General features: G+C 67.0%; 17 protein-coding genes. 7 read left to right on the top strand and 10 right to left on the bottom strand.

The window, feature by feature from the left end; all coding sequences use genetic code 11:
• Window positions 1-24: 24 nt before the first annotated feature.
• On the top strand, window positions 25-1,404 hold the full coding sequence (locus FHJ30_RS07995; RefSeq protein WP_139028755.1) for a M1 family metallopeptidase: 1,380 nt from the start codon (window positions 25-27) through the stop codon (window positions 1,402-1,404).
• Here FHJ30_RS07995 and FHJ30_RS07990 read toward each other — a convergent pair.
• Genes FHJ30_RS07990 through pheS form a run of 3 tightly spaced genes read right to left on the bottom strand, consistent with a single transcriptional unit; the run spans window position 1,292 to window position 5,707 of the window.
• Window positions 1,292-2,080 (bottom strand): 4'-phosphopantetheinyl transferase superfamily protein, encoded by a 789-nt coding sequence (locus FHJ30_RS07990; RefSeq protein WP_139028754.1) that lies wholly within the window; start codon window positions 2,078-2,080, stop codon window positions 1,292-1,294. The two genes, FHJ30_RS07995 and FHJ30_RS07990, sit on opposite strands and share 113 nt — an antisense overlap.
• A gap of 19 nt (window positions 2,081-2,099) precedes the next feature.
• Complete coding sequence (gene pheT / locus FHJ30_RS07985; protein ID WP_139028753.1) at window positions 2,100-4,643, bottom strand: phenylalanine--tRNA ligase subunit beta; 2,544 nt, start codon at window positions 4,641-4,643, stop codon at window positions 2,100-2,102.
• A 2-nt stretch (window positions 4,644-4,645) separates the two neighbouring features.
• On the bottom strand, window positions 4,646-5,707 hold the full coding sequence (gene pheS / locus FHJ30_RS07980; protein WP_139028752.1) for a phenylalanine--tRNA ligase subunit alpha: 1,062 nt from the start codon (window positions 5,705-5,707) through the stop codon (window positions 4,646-4,648).
• A 197-nt stretch (window positions 5,708-5,904) separates the two neighbouring features.
• Here pheS and FHJ30_RS07975 point away from each other — a divergent pair, with 197 nt between their 5' ends.
• The 3 genes from FHJ30_RS07975 (at window position 5,905) to FHJ30_RS07965 (ending at window position 8,405) form a co-directional block, all read left to right on the top strand.
• Window positions 5,905-6,387: a hypothetical protein gene (locus FHJ30_RS07975; RefSeq protein ID WP_139028751.1), complete on the top strand. Its 483-nt coding sequence runs from the start codon at window positions 5,905-5,907 to the stop codon at window positions 6,385-6,387.
• Window positions 6,388-6,390: 3 nt separating this feature from the next.
• Window positions 6,391-7,164, top strand: a complete 774-nt coding sequence (locus FHJ30_RS07970; RefSeq protein ID WP_139028750.1) for an SIMPL domain-containing protein — start codon at window positions 6,391-6,393, stop codon at window positions 7,162-7,164.
• A 71-nt stretch (window positions 7,165-7,235) separates the two neighbouring features.
• Window positions 7,236-8,405 (top strand): Rv2578c family radical SAM protein, encoded by a 1,170-nt coding sequence (locus FHJ30_RS07965; protein ID WP_240793631.1) that lies wholly within the window; start codon window positions 7,236-7,238, stop codon window positions 8,403-8,405.
• Here the strand turns inward: FHJ30_RS07965 and FHJ30_RS07960 are convergent.
• Window positions 8,402-8,851, bottom strand: coding sequence for a (deoxy)nucleoside triphosphate pyrophosphohydrolase (locus FHJ30_RS07960; RefSeq protein WP_139028749.1), 450 nt, complete (start codon window positions 8,849-8,851; stop codon window positions 8,402-8,404). The genes FHJ30_RS07965 and FHJ30_RS07960 overlap by 4 nt on opposite strands.
• A 159-nt stretch (window positions 8,852-9,010) precedes the next feature.
• Here FHJ30_RS07960 and FHJ30_RS07955 point away from each other — a divergent pair, with 159 nt between their 5' ends.
• Window positions 9,011-10,219 carry an MFS transporter gene (locus FHJ30_RS07955; RefSeq protein ID WP_139028748.1) on the top strand — a complete coding sequence of 403 codons (1,209 nt, stop codon included), beginning with the start codon at window positions 9,011-9,013 and terminating at the stop codon, window positions 10,217-10,219.
• Window positions 10,220-10,273: 54 nt separating this feature from the next.
• Here FHJ30_RS07955 and FHJ30_RS07950 read toward each other — a convergent pair whose 3' ends face one another.
• Complete coding sequence (locus FHJ30_RS07950; RefSeq protein WP_139028747.1) at window positions 10,274-11,233, bottom strand: cation diffusion facilitator family transporter; 960 nt, start codon at window positions 11,231-11,233, stop codon at window positions 10,274-10,276.
• A 195-nt stretch (window positions 11,234-11,428) separates the two neighbouring features.
• Between FHJ30_RS07950 and FHJ30_RS07945 the strand changes: the two genes are divergently transcribed.
• Window positions 11,429-11,704 carry a GlsB/YeaQ/YmgE family stress response membrane protein gene (locus tag FHJ30_RS07945; RefSeq protein ID WP_066274925.1) on the top strand — a complete coding sequence of 92 codons (276 nt, stop codon included), beginning with the start codon at window positions 11,429-11,431 and terminating at the stop codon, window positions 11,702-11,704.
• 100 nt (window positions 11,705-11,804) lie between these two features.
• Here the strand turns inward: FHJ30_RS07945 and FHJ30_RS07940 are convergent, their stop codons facing one another.
• The 4 genes from FHJ30_RS07940 to infC form a co-directional block, all read right to left on the bottom strand.
• Window positions 11,805-12,716, bottom strand: a complete 912-nt coding sequence (locus FHJ30_RS07940; RefSeq protein WP_139028746.1) for an RNA methyltransferase — start codon at window positions 12,714-12,716, stop codon at window positions 11,805-11,807.
• A gap of 63 nt (window positions 12,717-12,779) precedes the next feature.
• Entirely contained in the window at window positions 12,780-13,166 is a 387-nt protein-coding gene (rplT, locus tag FHJ30_RS07935; RefSeq protein ID WP_066274920.1) for a 50S ribosomal protein L20, read from the bottom strand.
• Between the two features lie 118 nt (window positions 13,167-13,284).
• Complete coding sequence (gene rpmI, locus FHJ30_RS07930; RefSeq protein ID WP_009358635.1) at window positions 13,285-13,479, bottom strand: 50S ribosomal protein L35; 195 nt, start codon at window positions 13,477-13,479, stop codon at window positions 13,285-13,287.
• A gap of 118 nt (window positions 13,480-13,597) precedes the next feature.
• Window positions 13,598-14,608, bottom strand: a complete 1,011-nt coding sequence (infC, locus tag FHJ30_RS07925) for a translation initiation factor IF-3 (RefSeq protein ID WP_240793630.1) — start codon at window positions 14,606-14,608, stop codon at window positions 13,598-13,600.
• 388 nt (window positions 14,609-14,996) lie between these two features.
• On the opposite strand from infC, the gene FHJ30_RS07920 reads away from it, so the two are divergent.
• Window positions 14,997-15,383 carry a DUF1844 domain-containing protein gene (locus FHJ30_RS07920; RefSeq protein ID WP_139028745.1) on the top strand — a complete coding sequence of 129 codons (387 nt, stop codon included), beginning with the start codon at window positions 14,997-14,999 and terminating at the stop codon, window positions 15,381-15,383.
• 167 nt (window positions 15,384-15,550) lie between these two features.
• On the opposite strand, the gene FHJ30_RS07915 is transcribed toward FHJ30_RS07920, so the two are convergent.
• Window positions 15,551-16,840, bottom strand: a complete 1,290-nt coding sequence (locus FHJ30_RS07915; protein ID WP_139028744.1) for an MFS transporter — start codon at window positions 16,838-16,840, stop codon at window positions 15,551-15,553.
• Window positions 16,841-16,879: the final 39 nt, after the last annotated feature.

Genomic DNA, 16,879 nt, shown 5'->3' with positions numbered 1-16,879 from the left:
CGTTTGTGATTGAGGCCCGCGTCCATGAGTCTTCCTGAACCAACAGCGTCCGGACCCGCCACCGGGACGGCCATCCCGGGGGTGCTGTCCGACCGCTACATGCCGGGCCACGGTACCGACTCGTACCGGGTGTCCCGCTACGAGCTGGACCTCGACTACCGGATGGCCGCCAACCGGCTCAGCGGCCGTGCCGTCATCTACGCCACGGCAGCCAGGCAGGCGTCCGCCGTCGTCCTGGACCTGGCGGGCCTTCGCGCCGTCAAAGTGCAGATGAACGGGCGGCGCGTGCGGCGCTTCGCGCAGCGGGCAGAACAACTGGTGGTCCATTTGGACGCCGACCTCGCCCCGGGCGAAACGTTCACAATAGACGTCCGCTATGAGGGCAATCCTGCTCCGCGCCGCGGGCTGTGGGGTGAAGTGGGGTGGGAGGAACTGACCGACGGCGTACTGGTGGCCGGCCAGCCCAACGGCGCGCCGTCGTGGTTTCCGTGCAACGACCATCCGCGGAGCAAGGCAAGCTACCGGATCGCGGTGACTACTGACGCCAATTACCGTGCCGTCTGCAACGGCACGCTGGTGGGCCACAGCATCAGGGCAAGCCGGGAGACCTGGACCTACGAGCAGGAGGAGCCGATGGCCACCTACCTGGCCACGGTCCAGATCGGCCGGTACGAATCCCTGGTCCTCGACCCGGGGGTCGCCCCGGGCGTGCGCCAAACCGCCGCAGTCCCGCCTGCCCTGGCAGCCGCGGCCCGCCAGGGGCTGCGCCTGCAGCCGGACATGATGCGCACGTTCGTCAGCTGCTTTGGGCCCTATCCGTTTTCCGAGTACACGGTTGTGGTGGCGGACGATGTCCTGGAAATTCCGCTGGAGGCCCAGACAATGGCCATTCTGGGCCGTAACCATCTCAGCCTGGACTGGGACGCCCAGCGGCTGATCGCCCACGAACTCTCGCACCAGTGGTTTGGAAATTCGCTCACAGTCGGCGGGTGGCACGACATCTGGCTGCACGAGGGGTTTGCCTGCTACGCCGAATGGATCTGGTCCGAGGCGGCAAGCGTGATGGCCACCCAGGACAGGGCGGCTGCGGCGTGGCGCAGGCTTTCCGCCGCCGGGCAGGACCTGCTCATCGGAGACCCCGGACCGGCCCTGATGTTTGACGACCGTGTCTACAAGCGCGGGGCACTGGCGCTGCACGCGCTCCGCCTGCACTGCGGGGACCTTGCGTTCTTTACCCTGTTGCAGGAATGGACCAGGACCCACCGCCACGGCACCGTCTCAACGGCCGACTTTATCCTGATCGCCAACGGTGTTGCTGGCATTGACGCCGAGGCAGTGCTCCACCCGTGGCTCTTTGAGCTTGCGCTTCCACCGCTGCCCGCGGCGCGGAGCCGGCTGGCCTAGCTAGGGCCACGGCAGCAACCAGCGACGCCGGCAGGCCCGTTGCGGTGGACGGCAGGTCCCGCACTCCGGGTTCCTCCAGTGCGGCCACCGTCCTGGGATCCACCCTGAGCCCGTCGCCGGTCATCTTGAGCCAGGCCTCCTTACGGCTCCAGAGCCGGGCCCGTTCCCGCAGCAGCGCCCCGCCGTGAAGTCCTGCAAGGGTGAGCCTCTCGGAGGGGGTCAATGCCACGGCGTCGAACCCCTCGAAGCCGAACCGTCCCGGATCCTCGGCGTCCACCCCCAGCCCCTCTCCCCTGCCGGGCGGGGAGACTGCCGCCAGCAGGACCCAGTTGCCGGTCCTGGCCATGCTTAGCAGCAGGGGCGCCGGACGGCCGCGATGCAGGAAGCCCGGGCGGCCATGGGAGAGGCCGGGTCCGGAACCGCATTGGGGGCAGGAGTAGGAGGGCTGCAGCTGCGATGCCGGGAGACCGAGCACGTCGCCGGCGAAACGGCGCAGTGCTGCCCTGCCGGCCAGGAACCGCCGGGCCGCAGCCGGATCCATGGCCGCTGCCCGCAGTTGTTCAGCGGGTCCGGGGACGAGCCCTTCCGTGAATCCTTCCAGGCAGTCCTGCTGCGCCTGCGGGCAGTGGACATCGGTTGCGATGTCCACTGCCCGCAGGGCCAGCCTGGCGTCCATGGGACTTGGGTGATACCGCCTAGCGCTGGACCGCGCCGAAGCGCTCAGCGGCCAGGGCGACGGCGCTCTCGCGTGCAGCCGAGGCCTCGTCCGCCGTCAGGGTGCGGTCGTTGGCACGGAACCGGAGTCCGAAGGCCAGGGACTTCTTGCCTTCCTCGATCCCCTTGCCGGCGTAGACGTCGAAGAGCGCAACGTCCTCCAGCAGTTCTCCGGCACCTTCGCGGAGGGCGGCCAGTACCTCATCGGCCGGAATCCCGGCGGGAACCACCAGCGCCACGTCCTGGGTGGCTACGGGGAACGTGGAGATGTGTTTCGCCACAATGACATCAGGCGCAGCATCGAACAGCGCGTCGGCGTTGAGCTCGAGGGCTACGGAGCGGGGCGGCATGTCCGCGGCGGCCAGCAGTTTGGGGTGCAGTTCACCGGCATAGCCCACCACTTCACCGCTGCGGAGCGAGAGCTTTGCGGCGCGGCCCGGGTGGAACGCCTGGTGCGCGCCCTGGCTGACCACAATGTCCACGCCCAGGACGTCGCCGGCGAGGCGGGCGACGTCCACGGCGTCAGCCCAGTCCCACAGCCGCGGCGTGTGCCCCGGTGCGGCGGGTGAATCATGGCCAGTGAGGACTGCGGCGAGGTGGAACGGCTGGGCGGGGACGCCGTCGTACAGCGCATCCAGCACCTCATCGGCAGGCTTGGCGCCCAGCGGCGGGATGGCGTCGGTGCCCGTCTTCTCGGACGGGTGGAACACCAGGCCCGATTCGAAGAGTGCCAGGTCCCGGAACCCGCGGGAGTGGTTCCGCTTGGCCACCTCGATCAGCCCGGGCAGGATGGAAGTCCGCAGGAAGCCCTGCTCCTCGCTGATCGGGTTTGCCAGCTTGACCGCGGTCCGGGCGGCACCCTGTTCAGGCACGCCGAAGGTGTCGTTGGCCGCCTTGGACACGAAGGGGTAGGCCAGGACTTCGGTGAGCCCGGCATCGGCCAGCGCCTGGATCAGGCGGCGGCGCTGCTGCTGCACGCGGGTCAGGCCGCGGCCGGGAGGTGCCACAGGCAGCGTGGCGGGAATCTGGTCGTAGCCCACCAGGCGGGCGATCTCCTCGGAGAGGTCCTCCTTGGTCTCCAGGTCGTGGCGCCAACTGGGGGCAGTGACGCTCCAGCCGTCGTCGTTCTTCACCACGGCTGCGCCCAGGTCCTCCAGGGAGGTGGTGATCTGCTCTTCGGTGAAGTCGATGCCGATCCGGGCGGCCGCGAAGGCCGCCGGAAGTTCGATGGTGACAGAGTCGGGGGCGGTTCCCACGTCGGTTCCCGCTTCGTCTGCCGTGCCTCCGGCGAGCTCCACCAGGAGGTCCACCACGCGCTGGGCGGCGATGCCGGCAACCTGCCAGTCCACACCGCGCTCGAAGCGCTTGGACGCTTCGGACGGCAGCTTGTGGCGGCGGCGGGAACGGGAGATGGACACCTCGTCGAAGTGCGCGGCCTCCACCAGGATGTTCGACGTCGAGTCCCCCACCTCGGTGTCCGCCCCGCCCATCACGCCGGCGATGCCGATGGCGCCGGAGTCATCGGTGATCAGCAGGTCCTCGGCGTCGAGGGTGCGCACCTTGTCATCGAGGGTGGTGATCTTCTCGCCGGCCGCGGCCCGGCGTACCACGATGTCCCCGGACAGCTTGTCGAGGTCGTAGCAGTGCGTGGGCTGTCCAAGTTCCAGCATCACGTAGTTGGAGATGTCTACCGGCAGCGAGATGGAGCGGATGCCGGCCAGCCGGAGGCGGGACACCATCCACGGCGGGGTGGGCCTGGTGGCGTCCACGCCGCGGACGGTCCGGGCCACGAACCGGTCGCAGCCAGGGTTCCCGTAGATGGGGGCGTCGTCGTTGAGCTTGACGCCGTAGCCGCCGGAAAGTTCCGCCGGAGCGTTGACGCGCGACGCGGGATCCGTGAAGGCGGTGCCGGTGGCGTGGGCATACTCGCGGGCTACCCCGCGGATGGAGAAGGCGTAGCCGCGGTCCGGGGTGACGTTGATTTCCGCGGCTTCATCGTAGAGGCCAAGCAGTTCCATGGCGTCGGTGCCGACCTCGGGGTCCAGCCCGATCCGGGACAGCACCAGGATGCCGTCGTGGTCCTCGCCGATGCCCAACTCGCGGACGGAGGCGATCATGCCGGCGGACAGGTGGCCGTACGTCTTCCGCGCGGAGATGTGGAAGTCGCCGGGCAGCACGGCGCCGGGAAGGGTGACCACCACTTTGTCGCCTTCCACGAAGTTGTGGGCGCCGCAGATGATGCCCTGCACGCCGGACGGGTCAATGCCGTCGCCGGTGAGCGTCTGCTCCTGGCCCTCGGGGACCACACGGACCTGGCACCAGTTGATGGTCTTGCCGTTGGTCTGCGGTTCCTTGACGATGCTGAGGACCTGGCCCACCACGATGGGGCCCTTCAGGGTGTCCGTGGGACGGTGGACGTCCTCTTCCTCGAAGCCCACCTTGACCAGTTCGGCCATCACGTCTTCGGCCGTTGCTTCGGCCGGTACCTCTGCAAATTCACGCAGCCAGGAAATTGGGATACGCACTGTTAGATCTCCATCCCGAAGTGCTCGCTGAAACGTACATCGCCTTCGATCATGTCGCGCATGTCGCCGACCTCGTTGCGGAACATCAGGGTCCGCTCGATGCCCATGCCGAAGGCAAAACCTGAATAGACGTCGGGGTCGATGCCCGCGGCGCGGAGCACGTTGGGGTTGACCATGCCGCAGCCGCCCCACTCGATCCATGCCGGTCCGCCCTTGGCGCCCGGGTGGAAGATGTCCAGCTCGGCAGAGGGCTCCGTGAAGGGGAAGTAATTGGGGCGCAGGCGGATCTGGGCTTCGTCGCCGAACATCTGCCGGGCGAAGTGTTCCAGGGTGCCGCGGAGGTCCGCCATGCTGAGCTTTTTATCAATGGCGAGGCCTTCGAACTGGTGGAACACCGGCGTGTGCGTGGCGTCGAGCTCGTCCGTGCGGAACACTTTTCCGGGGCACAGCACGTAGATGGGCAGCTCGCGTTCCAGCATGGAGCGGACCTGCACCGGGGACGTGTGGGTGCGCATCAGCAGGTGGGCCTCGGGCGGCTCCACGAAGAAGGTGTCCTGCATTTCGCGGGCCGGGTGGTCCGGCTTGAAGTTCAGTGCGTCAAAGTTGAACCACTCCGATTCCACTTCCGGGCCCTCGGCGATTTCCCAGCCCATGCCGACGAAGATGTCCGAGACGCGGTCCTGGAGGGTGGACAGGGGGTGCCGGGCACCGGCACGACGACGGCGGGGGGCGGCGGTGACGTCCACCGTCTCTTCGAGCAGGATCCGGGCGTCATTTTCGGCTTCCAGCTCGGCGGTGCGGTCCGCGAGCGCCTTGTTGACCCGCCCGCGGGAGGAGCCCATAAGCTTTCCGGCCACGGCCTTCTGGTCCTTGGGCAGCTTGCCGATTTCGCGGTTGGCAAGGCTGAGGGGGGACTTCTCGCCGGTGTGGGCGAGGCGCACCGCCTTCAGCTCGTCAAGGGTGGCCGCGCCGGCGATGGCGGCGACGGCCTGGTCTACAGCGGCAGTGATGGCGGCTTCATCCGTGGGGTTCGGGATGGCGGCGCCCGGCAAAGTTTCAGTCATCTACTGTTCTTAGCTACGAGTCGTGGCTGCCGGTGAATGGCGCAGCCTGCGCGGTTTCCCGGCGGCGCGTCCATCACTGGCAGGTCATGGATGAAAGCCCCAAGGGCAGGGCATTCAATGACCAGGTCAGGGCCCACCGGCAGAACCGGCGGCCACTATCCTCCAGTCTAATTGAACCGTCCGGCTAGCATGGCCTCATGACAGCGCCTCGAAGCCAGCGGGCACAGGAGCGCCTCACGGCCGCCCAGCGGCTGAGGCAGGCCGCCAACCTGGCCAACGGCAGCACGGTCCTTGGCCTCGCCGTCGCCCTTGCAGCGCGGACGGACATCCGCAGCGGACCGCGGGGCCTGGTCCTCGCCGGCGGGTACGGGTGGCGGCTGCCGTTCGCGGGGGCGTTCACCCTGGGCAACGTGGTGCTGTGCCGCTGCCCCGCCGACAACCTGCAGTTGCAGCCGGCCCTGCTGGGCCACGAGGAACGGCACTGCAACCAGTACGCCTGGTGCCTGGGTTTCCCGTTCCTGCCGTTGTATCTCCTCAGCGCCGGGTGGTCGTTGCTGCGCACCGGGAACCCTGGGACGGCCAACATCTTTGAACGGCACGCCGGACTGGCCGCCGGCGGCTATCCCGAGCACGTACGCCCCCGCCGCCGGCGCCGCGGGCCGGCTGAAGCGGAGGCGTGACCCATGGCAGCGGATTCCAGCAGCGGCAGTGAGGCAGAGGACGGCTTCGGGGCGGCCGGCTATCAGCCCGGCGGCACGGGTTTCCCCGGGAATGGTCCTGGCGGCACCCACGCGCCCGGCGGTCCTCCGCGCGGCGCTGACCGGTTCGGCACCGTCACAGTCACCGGGACCGGCTCGGCGGACGCTGCCCCTGATCTCATGGTGGTGTCCATCGGGGTGGAGTGCCGCGCCGACTCGGTGGAGGCCGCCTACTCCCGCGCCGGCGCCAGCTCGGAGGCCGTTGCGTCCGCGTTCCGCCGGCACGGCGTCGATGGTGCGGACGTCCGCACTGCCGGCCTGAACGTGCGGGCGGACCTCGCGTGGAGGGAAGGGGAGGGCCAGCGTGTGACGGGGTATGTTGCAGCCAGCACCCTCACAGTAAGGTTGCGGACGCCTGGCTCCGCATCCGCCGCGATCTCCGGAGCCGTCGAGGCGGGCGGCAACGAGGTCCGGCTGAACGGCCTCGAACTCACGTTCAGCGACGACGCCGCGGTGCGGGCACGGGCCCGTGAAGCTGCGTGGGTGGATGCGGCAAGTACGGCGCAGCAGTATGCCCGGCTTGCCTCGGCCCGGCTGGGACGGGTGCTTTCCATTGAGGACAACATTCCGGTCCAGGGTCCGGTGCCGCTGGCGCGGATGCAACGCGCCGCTTCGGTGAAATCCCTCGCCGTGGAAACCGGGGATTCGACGGTGGCCATGTCCATCACCGTGGTGTGGGAGCTCCTGGACCTCCCCTAAGTGCGTTGCGGTTCGTCGACGCGGGGCAGGCATGCTTGACTTTGCTTCGAACATACATTCGAATGGAGGGCATGAGATGGGATGCCCAAGCACTGATGCCCCGGCCCGCAGGAACTGCTCCGGACACCGCTTCCCCACCCCTGCTTCCCTTGGCTGGCCTGGTCCGCTCTGTCACCACACCCGAGTTCGCCGGCATCACTTTCCACGAGGTCACCGCCAAATCGGTGCTCAACAAAGTGCCGCCCGGCTCCAGGATGCCGTTTGAGTGGACCATCAACCCCTACCGCGGCTGCAGCCATGCCTGCGTCTATTGCTTCGCGCGCAAGAGCCACACTTACCTGGATTTCGACGCCGGCCTGGACTTCGACAGCCAGGTGGTGGTCAAGGTCAACGCCGCGGAGGTCCTCCGCAAGGAACTCGCCAAACCATCCTGGGGCCGCCACCAGGTGGCGCTCGGCACCAACACGGATCCCTACCAGCGTGCCGAGGGCCGTTACCGGTTGATGCCCGGGATCATCACCGCCCTTGCCGAGTCAGGCACTCCCCTCTCCATCCTCACCAAGGGGACGCTGCTGGCAAGGGATATTCCATTGCTGAAGAGCGCCGCAACCCAGGTGCCTGTGGGCCTGGGCATTTCCCTGGCCATGACCGACGAAGCCCTCTCCGAGGCAGTCGAGCCCGGCACGCCGGGGCCCCGGGCACGGCTCAAGCTTGTGTCCCGCCTTCGCGAGGCCGGACTGCCCTGCGGGGTGATGGCCATGCCCATCCTCCCCTGGCTTTCTGACAGCGATGAGGCCCTTGACGCTCTTTTCGCTTCATTGGCTGCTGCCGGTGCCACGGGCGCCACCGCCGGAGCCCTGTACCTGAAGCCGGGAACCAGGGAGTGGTTCATGAGGTGGATTGCCGCCAACCATCCCGGACTGGCCGGCCGCTACCGCCGCCTGTACGGCTCCGGCTCGTACGCCTCCAAGGAGTACCGGTCCTGGCTTGCCGGCAAAGTACGGTACTTCAAGGCACGCCACGGATTCAGCAATTCTTCCGGCTTCAGCCACAGGGACCTGGAGGACGACCCCCGTGGCGAGGAAGCCGAGTACCCGGCAGGCGCCATTCCGGCAGCGGCAGGCCATGGTGCCGGCCCCGCTACGCCCGGCAAGCCCGGAGTGCCAGGGCTTTCAGGGCCGGAGGGGCTTCCCCGGCTGGCAGGCCAGGGCGGACCAGCAGGACAGGCAACGCTCTTCTAGGAGCGCGCAGCCCCTGCCTGCACTGCCAGGGCGGAAAGAAGCGCCCTGACGATCGGGAAATCGGCGGGTATCCAGGGCAGGCCCAGGACGGCTTCCGGATCAGACAGCGCCACCCACCGCAGTTCATCGTGGTCTTCAAGCGGCCGGGCTTCCCCGCGGGCCACTTCCGCCAGCCACACCCTCATGCTGGCACTGTCGTTCAACGGCCAGCCTTGCGGCGCCTCCGCCGGAAGCTCGGGGCCGAGCCGCACGCCGATCCCGAGTTCCTCGAACAGCTCGCGGGCAAGTGCCGCTTCCGGTTGCTCGCCGGATTCCACCTTGCCGCCGGGGAACTCCCACATGCCAGCCAGCTTTTCAGGCGCGCTGCGCCGCGCCACCAGCAGCAGGGAGGGTTCCGCCAGGCTGTCAACGACGGCTCCGCCTACCACCTGTATCAGTCCAGTCACTGGCTCATTCTATGGGGGACAATGGTGGGGCCGGACACACCATCCCCGCAGCGGGAATACCCTTCCCCCTTCCCGGGGTTGTTGGCAGGGTCCGGATTTACCAGCCCCACTGCCGCGGCATCGGTCCCATCATCACGTCCTACCCCGAAAAGCAGGCCTATGAGCAGCGTCCTCGAAACGTCCACGGCAGCCCCCACCCGGTCCCCCAACATCGCCATGGCCATCTTTGCCCTCGCCATGGGCGGCGTGGGCATCGGCGTCACGGAATTCACCATGATGGGCCTGCTGAAGGAAGTTGAGCAGGGCCTGGGGATTTCGACGCCGGAAGCCGGACACCTCATTTCGGCCTACGCCCTGGGCGTGGTGGCGGGGGCACCGCTGCTCGCCGCCGTCGGCGCCAAGCTCCCCCGCAAGCACCTGGCGCTGGGACTCATGCTGTTTTTCACCGCCGCCAACTTCCTGTCCTTCCTTGCCCCTGACTACGGGACCATGCTGGCCTCGCGCTTTGCTGCGGGCCTGCCCCACGGTGCGTTCTTCGGAGTGGCAGCCGTCATTGCTGCCTCGCTGGTTCCGCCAACACGGCGGGGGTGGGCGATCTCCATGGTGATGGCCGGGCTCAGCATCTCCAACGTGGTGGGGGTTCCCTTTGCCACGTGGATGGGGCAAACATACGGCTGGCGGCTGCTGTTCATCATGGTGGGATTTATCGGGCTCCTGACGCTTGCCCTGGTCTGGAAGTTCGTCCCGTTCCACCACGCCCACCCGGACGCAAGCATCCGGCGCGAGCTGGGAGCCCTCAAGCGCCTGCAGGTCTGGCTGGCCATCCTGATCGGCATTGTGGGCTTTGGCGGCTTCTTCGCCACCTACACCTACATCGCGCACACCATGACGCTGGTGGCGGGCATCCCGTCGTCGCTGATTCCGCTGGTGGTGGCGCTGTATGGCCTGGGAATGGTGGCCGGCAACATCGTGGGCGGCAGGATCGCGGACAAGTCGGTGATGGGAACCCTGTACAAGGTGTTGCCCGCCATAGCCGTTGCCCTGGTGGTCTACGCCGTCGCAGTCCACTGGCCGTGGTCCGCCTTCGTCATGGTGTTCGTGGTGGGCGCATCAGGATCCATGCTGATCCCCGCGCTGCAGACCAGGCTCCTGGACGCGTCCCCTGACGCGCCGTCCCTTGCCTCGTCACTGAACCATGCGGCGCTCAACGTGGCCAATGCACTCGGCGCCTTCCTGGGCGGGCTGGTGATCGCCCTGGGCTGGGGATACGTTGCCCCCGCGCTGGTAGGCGCTGTCCTCGCCGTGATGGGACTCGGCGTCGCCATTGCCAGCGGCCTCCTGGAGCGCAGGAAGCCGCTGACCGCCTGATCCTTGGACCGGGCTGGCAGCGGCTTCCGGCCGCCAGCATTTGCCAGGCCGGCCTTACGACTGCGGGGCTGTTGCTGCAGGCTGCTGGCCTGTCCCCGTGGCGTTGGCCCGGTGCAGGTCGGGCTCCAGGTAGATGACGCGTGCAATGGGCACGGCCGCGCGGATCCGTGCCTCCGCTGTGTCGATTTCCGAGGCGATCTGGTCTCCGGTGGCAGAGCGGGTGACGGCGATCTTGGCCGCCACGAGGAGTTCCTCCGGCCCAAGGTGCAGGGTCTTGAGATGGATGATCCGCCCGCCGTCGGCTTCGATCGCCGCGGCGATTTTCTCGACGTCCTCCCTGGTTGCGGACTCGCCCAGGAGCAGGGACTTGGTTTCCAGCGCAAGCACGACGGCAATGGCCACCAGCAGCAGGCCGATCATTGCGGTGCCGGCCGCATCCCAGAGTCCGTCCCCGGTGATGAGCGTCAGGCTGACGCCAATGAGGGCGAAGACGAGGCCCACGAGGGCACCGAGGTCTTCCAACAGGATCACCGGCAGCTCAGGCTGCTTGGCACTGCGCACGAACCTGGCCCAGGACTGCTTTCCGCGGGAATGGTTCGACTCGATGACGGCTGTCCGGAGCGAGAAGGATTCCGCGATGATGGCGCCTACCAGCACGGCGAGGGGAACCCACCAGAAGCCGCCTTCGATGGCGTGCGGGTGCTGGAACTTGTCCCATGCCTCGTAGAGGGCGAAGAGGCCACCGACGCTGAACAGCACGATGGAGACGATGAAGGCGTAGATGTAGCGCTCCCGGCCGTAGCCGAAGGGGTGCTCGGGGCTTGGTGCCCGTTTGGCCTTCTTTCCGCCCACCAGGAGCAGGATCTGGTTGCCGGAGTCGGCCAGGGAGTGGATGGCTTCGGCGAGCATGGACGAGGAAAGCGTCAGGGCATACGCCACGAATTTCAGGGCGGCGATGGTCAGGTTCGCAGCCAGGGCCGCCACAACCGCCTTGGTACCGCCACTTGCAGCCAAGGGCTCCACCTCTTTCCGGTCAGGTTCAGTTGGGAAACTGCGGATCCTGCCTCGGCTCCGCCCGTAGTTACCGTACCCGCCGCAACGCCCTGCATGCACCAGTGACTAACCGTAAGCCTGCTGACATTGCCGGGGCCTTATGTTAGCTTGAGCCTCATCGGGACCAAGGGATCCCGGCCACTATAAGGAGGAGACATGGGTTTTCTTGCTTGGATTATCCTCGGCCTTATCGTAGGGGCCATTGTTAAGGCCGTCATGCCCGGACGGGTTGGCGGCGGCTGGGTCACCAGCCTTGTTTTGGGTGTAGTGGGCGCCATTGTGGGCGGCTGGATCGGCAGCCTCCTGTTCAACAAGGGCGATCTTGCCTTCTTTGACCTGGGCACCTGGATTCTCGCTATCGTCGGCGGCCTTGTTGTTGCCGGCATCTACGGGGCAATCACCGGACGCGGCAAGGCTACCCGCGCACCCTGATCCGCTTCGATAACTCAACATTTACGCAAGGGCTCCGGACATCCGGGGCCCTTATCTTTTCCGGCAAGGACCCCGCATGGAAGCGCTGCCAGGTCTTGGCCTAGGCGGTCACCGGCGCGGGCAGGTGCTGCGACCGCGCGCTGGCGTAGAGGCAAACCGTTGCCGCAGTACCCAGGTTCAGGCTCTCGGCGGAACCATAGACCGGCACGGCAACCCTGTGGTCTGCCAGCGCCAGCTCCGCCTGGGACAGGCCCTGGGCCTCGTTGCCGAACAGCCAGGCGGTGGGCTGCTCCAGGGCATAGGCGGACTCCGGACCGCCGCCTGTCAGCCGCCGCCGGGCGTTCTCGTCCTGCAGGGTGTCGAGGTTGAGGGAACCGTAGCCGTCCGCCGCCAGGATGCCGATCCCCCGTGCCCGGCACGCGGTTACCAGTTCACCGATGTCCGCGCCCAGCACTACCGGGAGGTGGAAGAGGGATCCCGCGGTGGAGCGGACGGCCTTGGGGTTGTAGATGTCCACGCTCGAGGAGGTGAGGACGACGGCGTCCGCACCGGCCGAGTCCGCCGCACGGAGGACCGTTCCCGCGTTCCCGGGATCACGGACCTGGCACAGCACGGCAACCAGGCGGGGACCGGCGTCGAGCACTTCTTCCAGTGCCACGTCCAGGAAGCGGCAGACTGCCACGATCCCCTGCGGATTGACGGTGTCCGCCATGGCCGCAAGGACGTCATCAGTGGCAAGGCGGGCGTTGACCCCTTGGGACAGTTCCTCAAATTCCGGGAACCGGTCCAGGCAGCTTTCGCTGGCAAAAACCTCAGTGACCACGCCCGGGGCTCCGGCGGCCAGGCGCTTCTGGTGGAGTTTGAGGGCTTCGCGGACAGCCTGCGGCCCTTCAGCAAGGAACAGGCCACGCTTTAAACGCGCCGGGCGCCCGGCAAGCTTTGCCACGTCCCTCACCCGATCAGCTCGGGGATTGGACAGCGGAAAATCTTGCGGGCGCCCGGTTTCGTTCATACAAGAACTTTAGTGGCTGCGGCCACCGGTTCCTGAACTGCCCCTGACGGGAACAGCCAGTTGCTACGCAACTACCTTCTTGGCGGAGGTGTCGGCAGGCAGGGAATCCTTGGCAACCTTGACCAGTGCAGCGAAGGCGTTGGCGTCGGAAACGGCCAGCTCGGCGAGCATGCGGCGGTCAACCTCAACCTCAGCGGCCTTCAGGCCCTGGATCAGGCGGTTGTAGGTGAGACCATTGGCGCGGGATGCAGCGTTGATGCGCTGGATCCACAGGCGGCGGAAGTCGCCCTTCTTCTTTTTGCGGTCGCCGTAGCTGTACACAAACGAGTGCAGCAGCTGCTCTTTGGCCTTGCGGTACAGGCGTGAACGCTGTCCACGGTAGCCCTTTGCGCGTTCAAGGATAACCCGGCGCTTCTTGTGGGCGTTGACCGCCCTCTTCACACGTGCCACGTGCGTACTCCTTCGAAAATCTGATCCCAAGCATCTACTGCCGGTTTCCCGGCGGCCTGAGAAGGCTTTTTGGTAGGTGACCGGCCACCAGGTGGTGGTCAGTCAAAGAACTTGGAAACTAGATGCCGAGCATCTTCCGGATGACCTTGGCGTCGCCCTTGAAGACGATCTTGTCGCCGGCAAGGCGACGGGTCAGCCGCGAGGACTTGTGCTCGAGGTAGTGGCGGCGGTTGGCCTGCTGGCGGCGCAGCTTGCCGCTGCCGGTCAGCTTGAAGCGCTTCTTGGCACCACTGTGGGTCTTCATCTTCGGCATGGGAACCGATCTCCTTACGTATCCGCAGGCTGGGCCTGCAGCTCTCTCGCGCAGCCGCCCCTGCGGGCGGCATGCTGGTTGCTGACTGCCCGGGGACGGAACCCCAGGCAGTTGTGAACTAAGTGGTCTTCTTGCCAGCCGGCTTCGGCACTGCCTTGGGGGCAGGGCGGGCAGCAGGCTTCGGTGCCGCAGGCCTGGCCACCGGCTTCGGCGGAGCAGGAACCGCTGCAGGCTTAGGTGCTGCTGCGGGTGCGGCCGGAGCAGCCGGGGCAGCCGCAGCGGGCTTCTCGGCGGCCTTGGGTGCGGGAGCAGCCTTCGGGGCAGCAGCCTTGGGGGCCGCAGCCTTCGGAGCAGCTGCCTTGGGGGCCGCAGCCTTCGGGGCTTCCTGCTTTGGTGCTTCCTGCTTGGGCGCTTCCGCTGCCTTCGCGGGAGCTTCTGCCGCAGCAGGCTCGACGGCGGCCGGCTCCTGGGCCGGGGCCTCGGCTACTGTTTCCGGCTCCGTAGTGATGGCGAAACCCTCCGGAAGCAGATCCGCCAGCGACTGGGTCAGCGGAGCCTGGTCGTCACCCGAGGTGTCCACGCGGCCCGAAGCTTTGGCTTCGTTCTGCGCCTTCGCCTCGGCCCGCTGGGTAGCGCGGCGGGCTTCCGCCTTGGCCTCTGCCTTGTTCTTCAGGGGGCCAACCACCATGACCATGTTGCGGCCGTCAATGCGGGGGCTGGACTCCACTACGCCAACTTCAGCGACGTCGTCGGCGAAACGCTGGAGCAGGCGGATGCCCATTTCCGGGCGCTGCTGCTCACGGCCACGGAACTGGATCATGGCCTTGACCTTGTCCCCGGCGCCGAGGAAGCGCAGTGCGTGGCCGCGCTTGGTCTCGTAGTCGTGGGTGTCGATCTTCAGGCGGAAGCGGATTTCCTTCAGAACGGTGTTCGTCTGGTTCTTCCGGGCTTCGCGTGCCTTAACCGCGGCCTCGTACTTGTACTTGCCGAAGTCCATCAGCTTGCACACCGGAGGCTTCGCCTGAGGTGCAACTTCAACGAGATCAAGGTCGGACTCGGCAGCCAGACGCAGGGCATCCTCAATACGGACGATTCCTACCTGTTCACCTGCAGGGCCGACCAGCCGCACCTCGGGGACGCGGATACGCTCATTGATTCTTGGCTCGCTAATGTTAAAGCTCCTGTTTTTGTAGTGGATTCCGGCAAATAGAGAAGGCCCCCAATTGCCGGAGCAATCGAAGGCCTCTGAAAGATCGGATGCAGCTCCCGTCAAGGGACTGCCCGCACGGTTCCGGCGGACGCCGGTTCCATGCCCAACCAGGTACCCGGCAACCTTACGCCCCGAAATGAATCGGAACAGCGGCTGACGCGGGTGGGAGAGAACTCCGCTTGCAAACTGCATGCCATCTTACAGAAAAAATTCCCGACGACGCTGTGCAGCGCCGGAGGGAACCTTGATCCGTAGGATCAATCTCTGAAATAACGACATCCAGTCGGTCTGTGTCAAGCTTACCAGTATGAGCACCCCAGACAGTAATTCACACGTTTTCGAGCCATCAGCCGGCGGTCCCGATGTCTCCCAGCAGGTTCGCGACATTTCCGAAGTGCCGGCAATCGAGGTCATCACCACGGCAGCCGTCCACCTGATGAGCGCAGCCGCCGTCAAGCTGGGGCTGGCGGCCGAGGACAATGCCGAGGAGCTGAAGGACCTGGACGAGGCACGGAAACTGATCACGGCCCTGGCCGGCCTGGTGACGGCCGCCGCCCCGGAGATCGGCTCGCAGCATGCAGGGCCGTTGCGTGACGGCCTGCGGTCGCTGCAGCTGGCATTCCGCGAAGAGTCGCTGATCCCCGATGCGCCCGGCAAGGGCCCTGGCGAGAAGTACACCGGCGCGGTCAACTAAGGCAACTTCTCCCCCAGCAGTCCGCGACGGCGGGCCGACCTCCAAAGGTCGGCCCGCCGTCGCGCTTTCCAGGCTCAGGCCGTCCCCTCCCCTTCATCGATTGCTCCGTAACTGCCGTTTAGCGGGGCCAAAAGGACATTTGCGGAGCAATCGATGGGCGGGAGTGCTCACACCGCTGCGCGCCGCCGCCGCTGCTGCAGGACCAGCCCCGCAAAGCAGAGCAGCACCCCTGCAACCCCCACCGATACGAACCCTCCGGAGGGGCCCGTGCCGTCGATAAAGACGCCGGCGAGCGGTGCGCCCAGGGCCACGCCTGCCGTCAGCGCGGACCCGTACCAGCCCATGGCTTCCCCACGGCGGTCCTCGGCGACCAGGTCAGCCACTTTTTCTGATGCCGAGGACAGCACAGGCGCGCACAGCAGTCCGGGCAGGAGCGAGGCGAAGGCCAGGGTCCAGGTGTCGTGGGCGAATCCCATGGGGATGGTCAGTGCCGCCATCCCCAGCAGCAGGACGAGTGGCGGGACTGGGCGGTGCATGGCGCCGTACACCAGGCCGCCCACTACCGACGCCGCGCACCAGAAGACGAACACGATGCCGATGTCGCGCTGGTGCCCGCCCGTCTCCAGGGCGGCAACAATGCCCACGTCCGTCCCGCTCAGGACCATGCCGGCACCGGCTGCCACCGCAAAAACAGCGCCGACGGCGGAGGTGAACCATGCGAAATTGTGCGCCACTTTGCCGCGCAGGCCAGCGCTGCCCCGGGCTTCCGCCGGCGCCAGTTCCGCCGCTGCCCCCTGCAAATGCGCGGGGGCGGCGGTCACTACGGCGGCCTCTGCCGCACGGCATTCGTCGGCGTTGGATTCCCCGGCCTGGTCCGCGCTCCGGGTGGGCGGGTTGAACCACATCAGGAACAGGCCGGCGAGAGACGTGGAGACGCCCACCACGGTCAGGCCCAGCACAGTGAACCCGCTGGTGGCAACGATGGCGCCCGCAGCGGGGCCGATCATGAACACTATCTCGGTGGTAATCGCGTCGAGGGCGAAGGCGGTACGGCGCTGGTCGCCATCCGCCAGAACGCCCAGGGACTGGCGGACCACGCTGAAGATAGGGAGCGTGAGCAGCCCGCCCACGAACACCAGGGGAAGGAGCCACTGGTACGACACATGCGGAACCACCGACCAGATAATGGTTTCCGAGATCACGGACGGGACCAGTGCCGTGCGCAGGCCCACGGTGTCAACGCGCCGCCCGCGCCAAGGTGCACCAAGGGCAATGCCGATGGTCATGACGGCGGCAGCAGCACCCGCGGCGGCATATCCCTGGTCCAGGGTGAGGACGATGTGCAGGGTCAGCAGCACGCCGGCCGCGGAATGGGGAATACGGGCAACCATGCCCACCAGCAGCAGCCTGCGGACAGGCCCGACGGCGAGCAACTCCCGGTAGAGAGCGAAATTCACGGCGATCCTCACGTCTGCCGCAGTTGGGCCGGGGATCAC

The sequence above is a fragment of the Arthrobacter sp. BB-1 genome (genome assembly GCF_006151685.1).
GTDB lineage: Bacteria > Actinomycetota > Actinomycetes > Actinomycetales > Micrococcaceae > Arthrobacter.
This window is presented reverse-complemented; position numbering and strand designations above follow the sequence as displayed.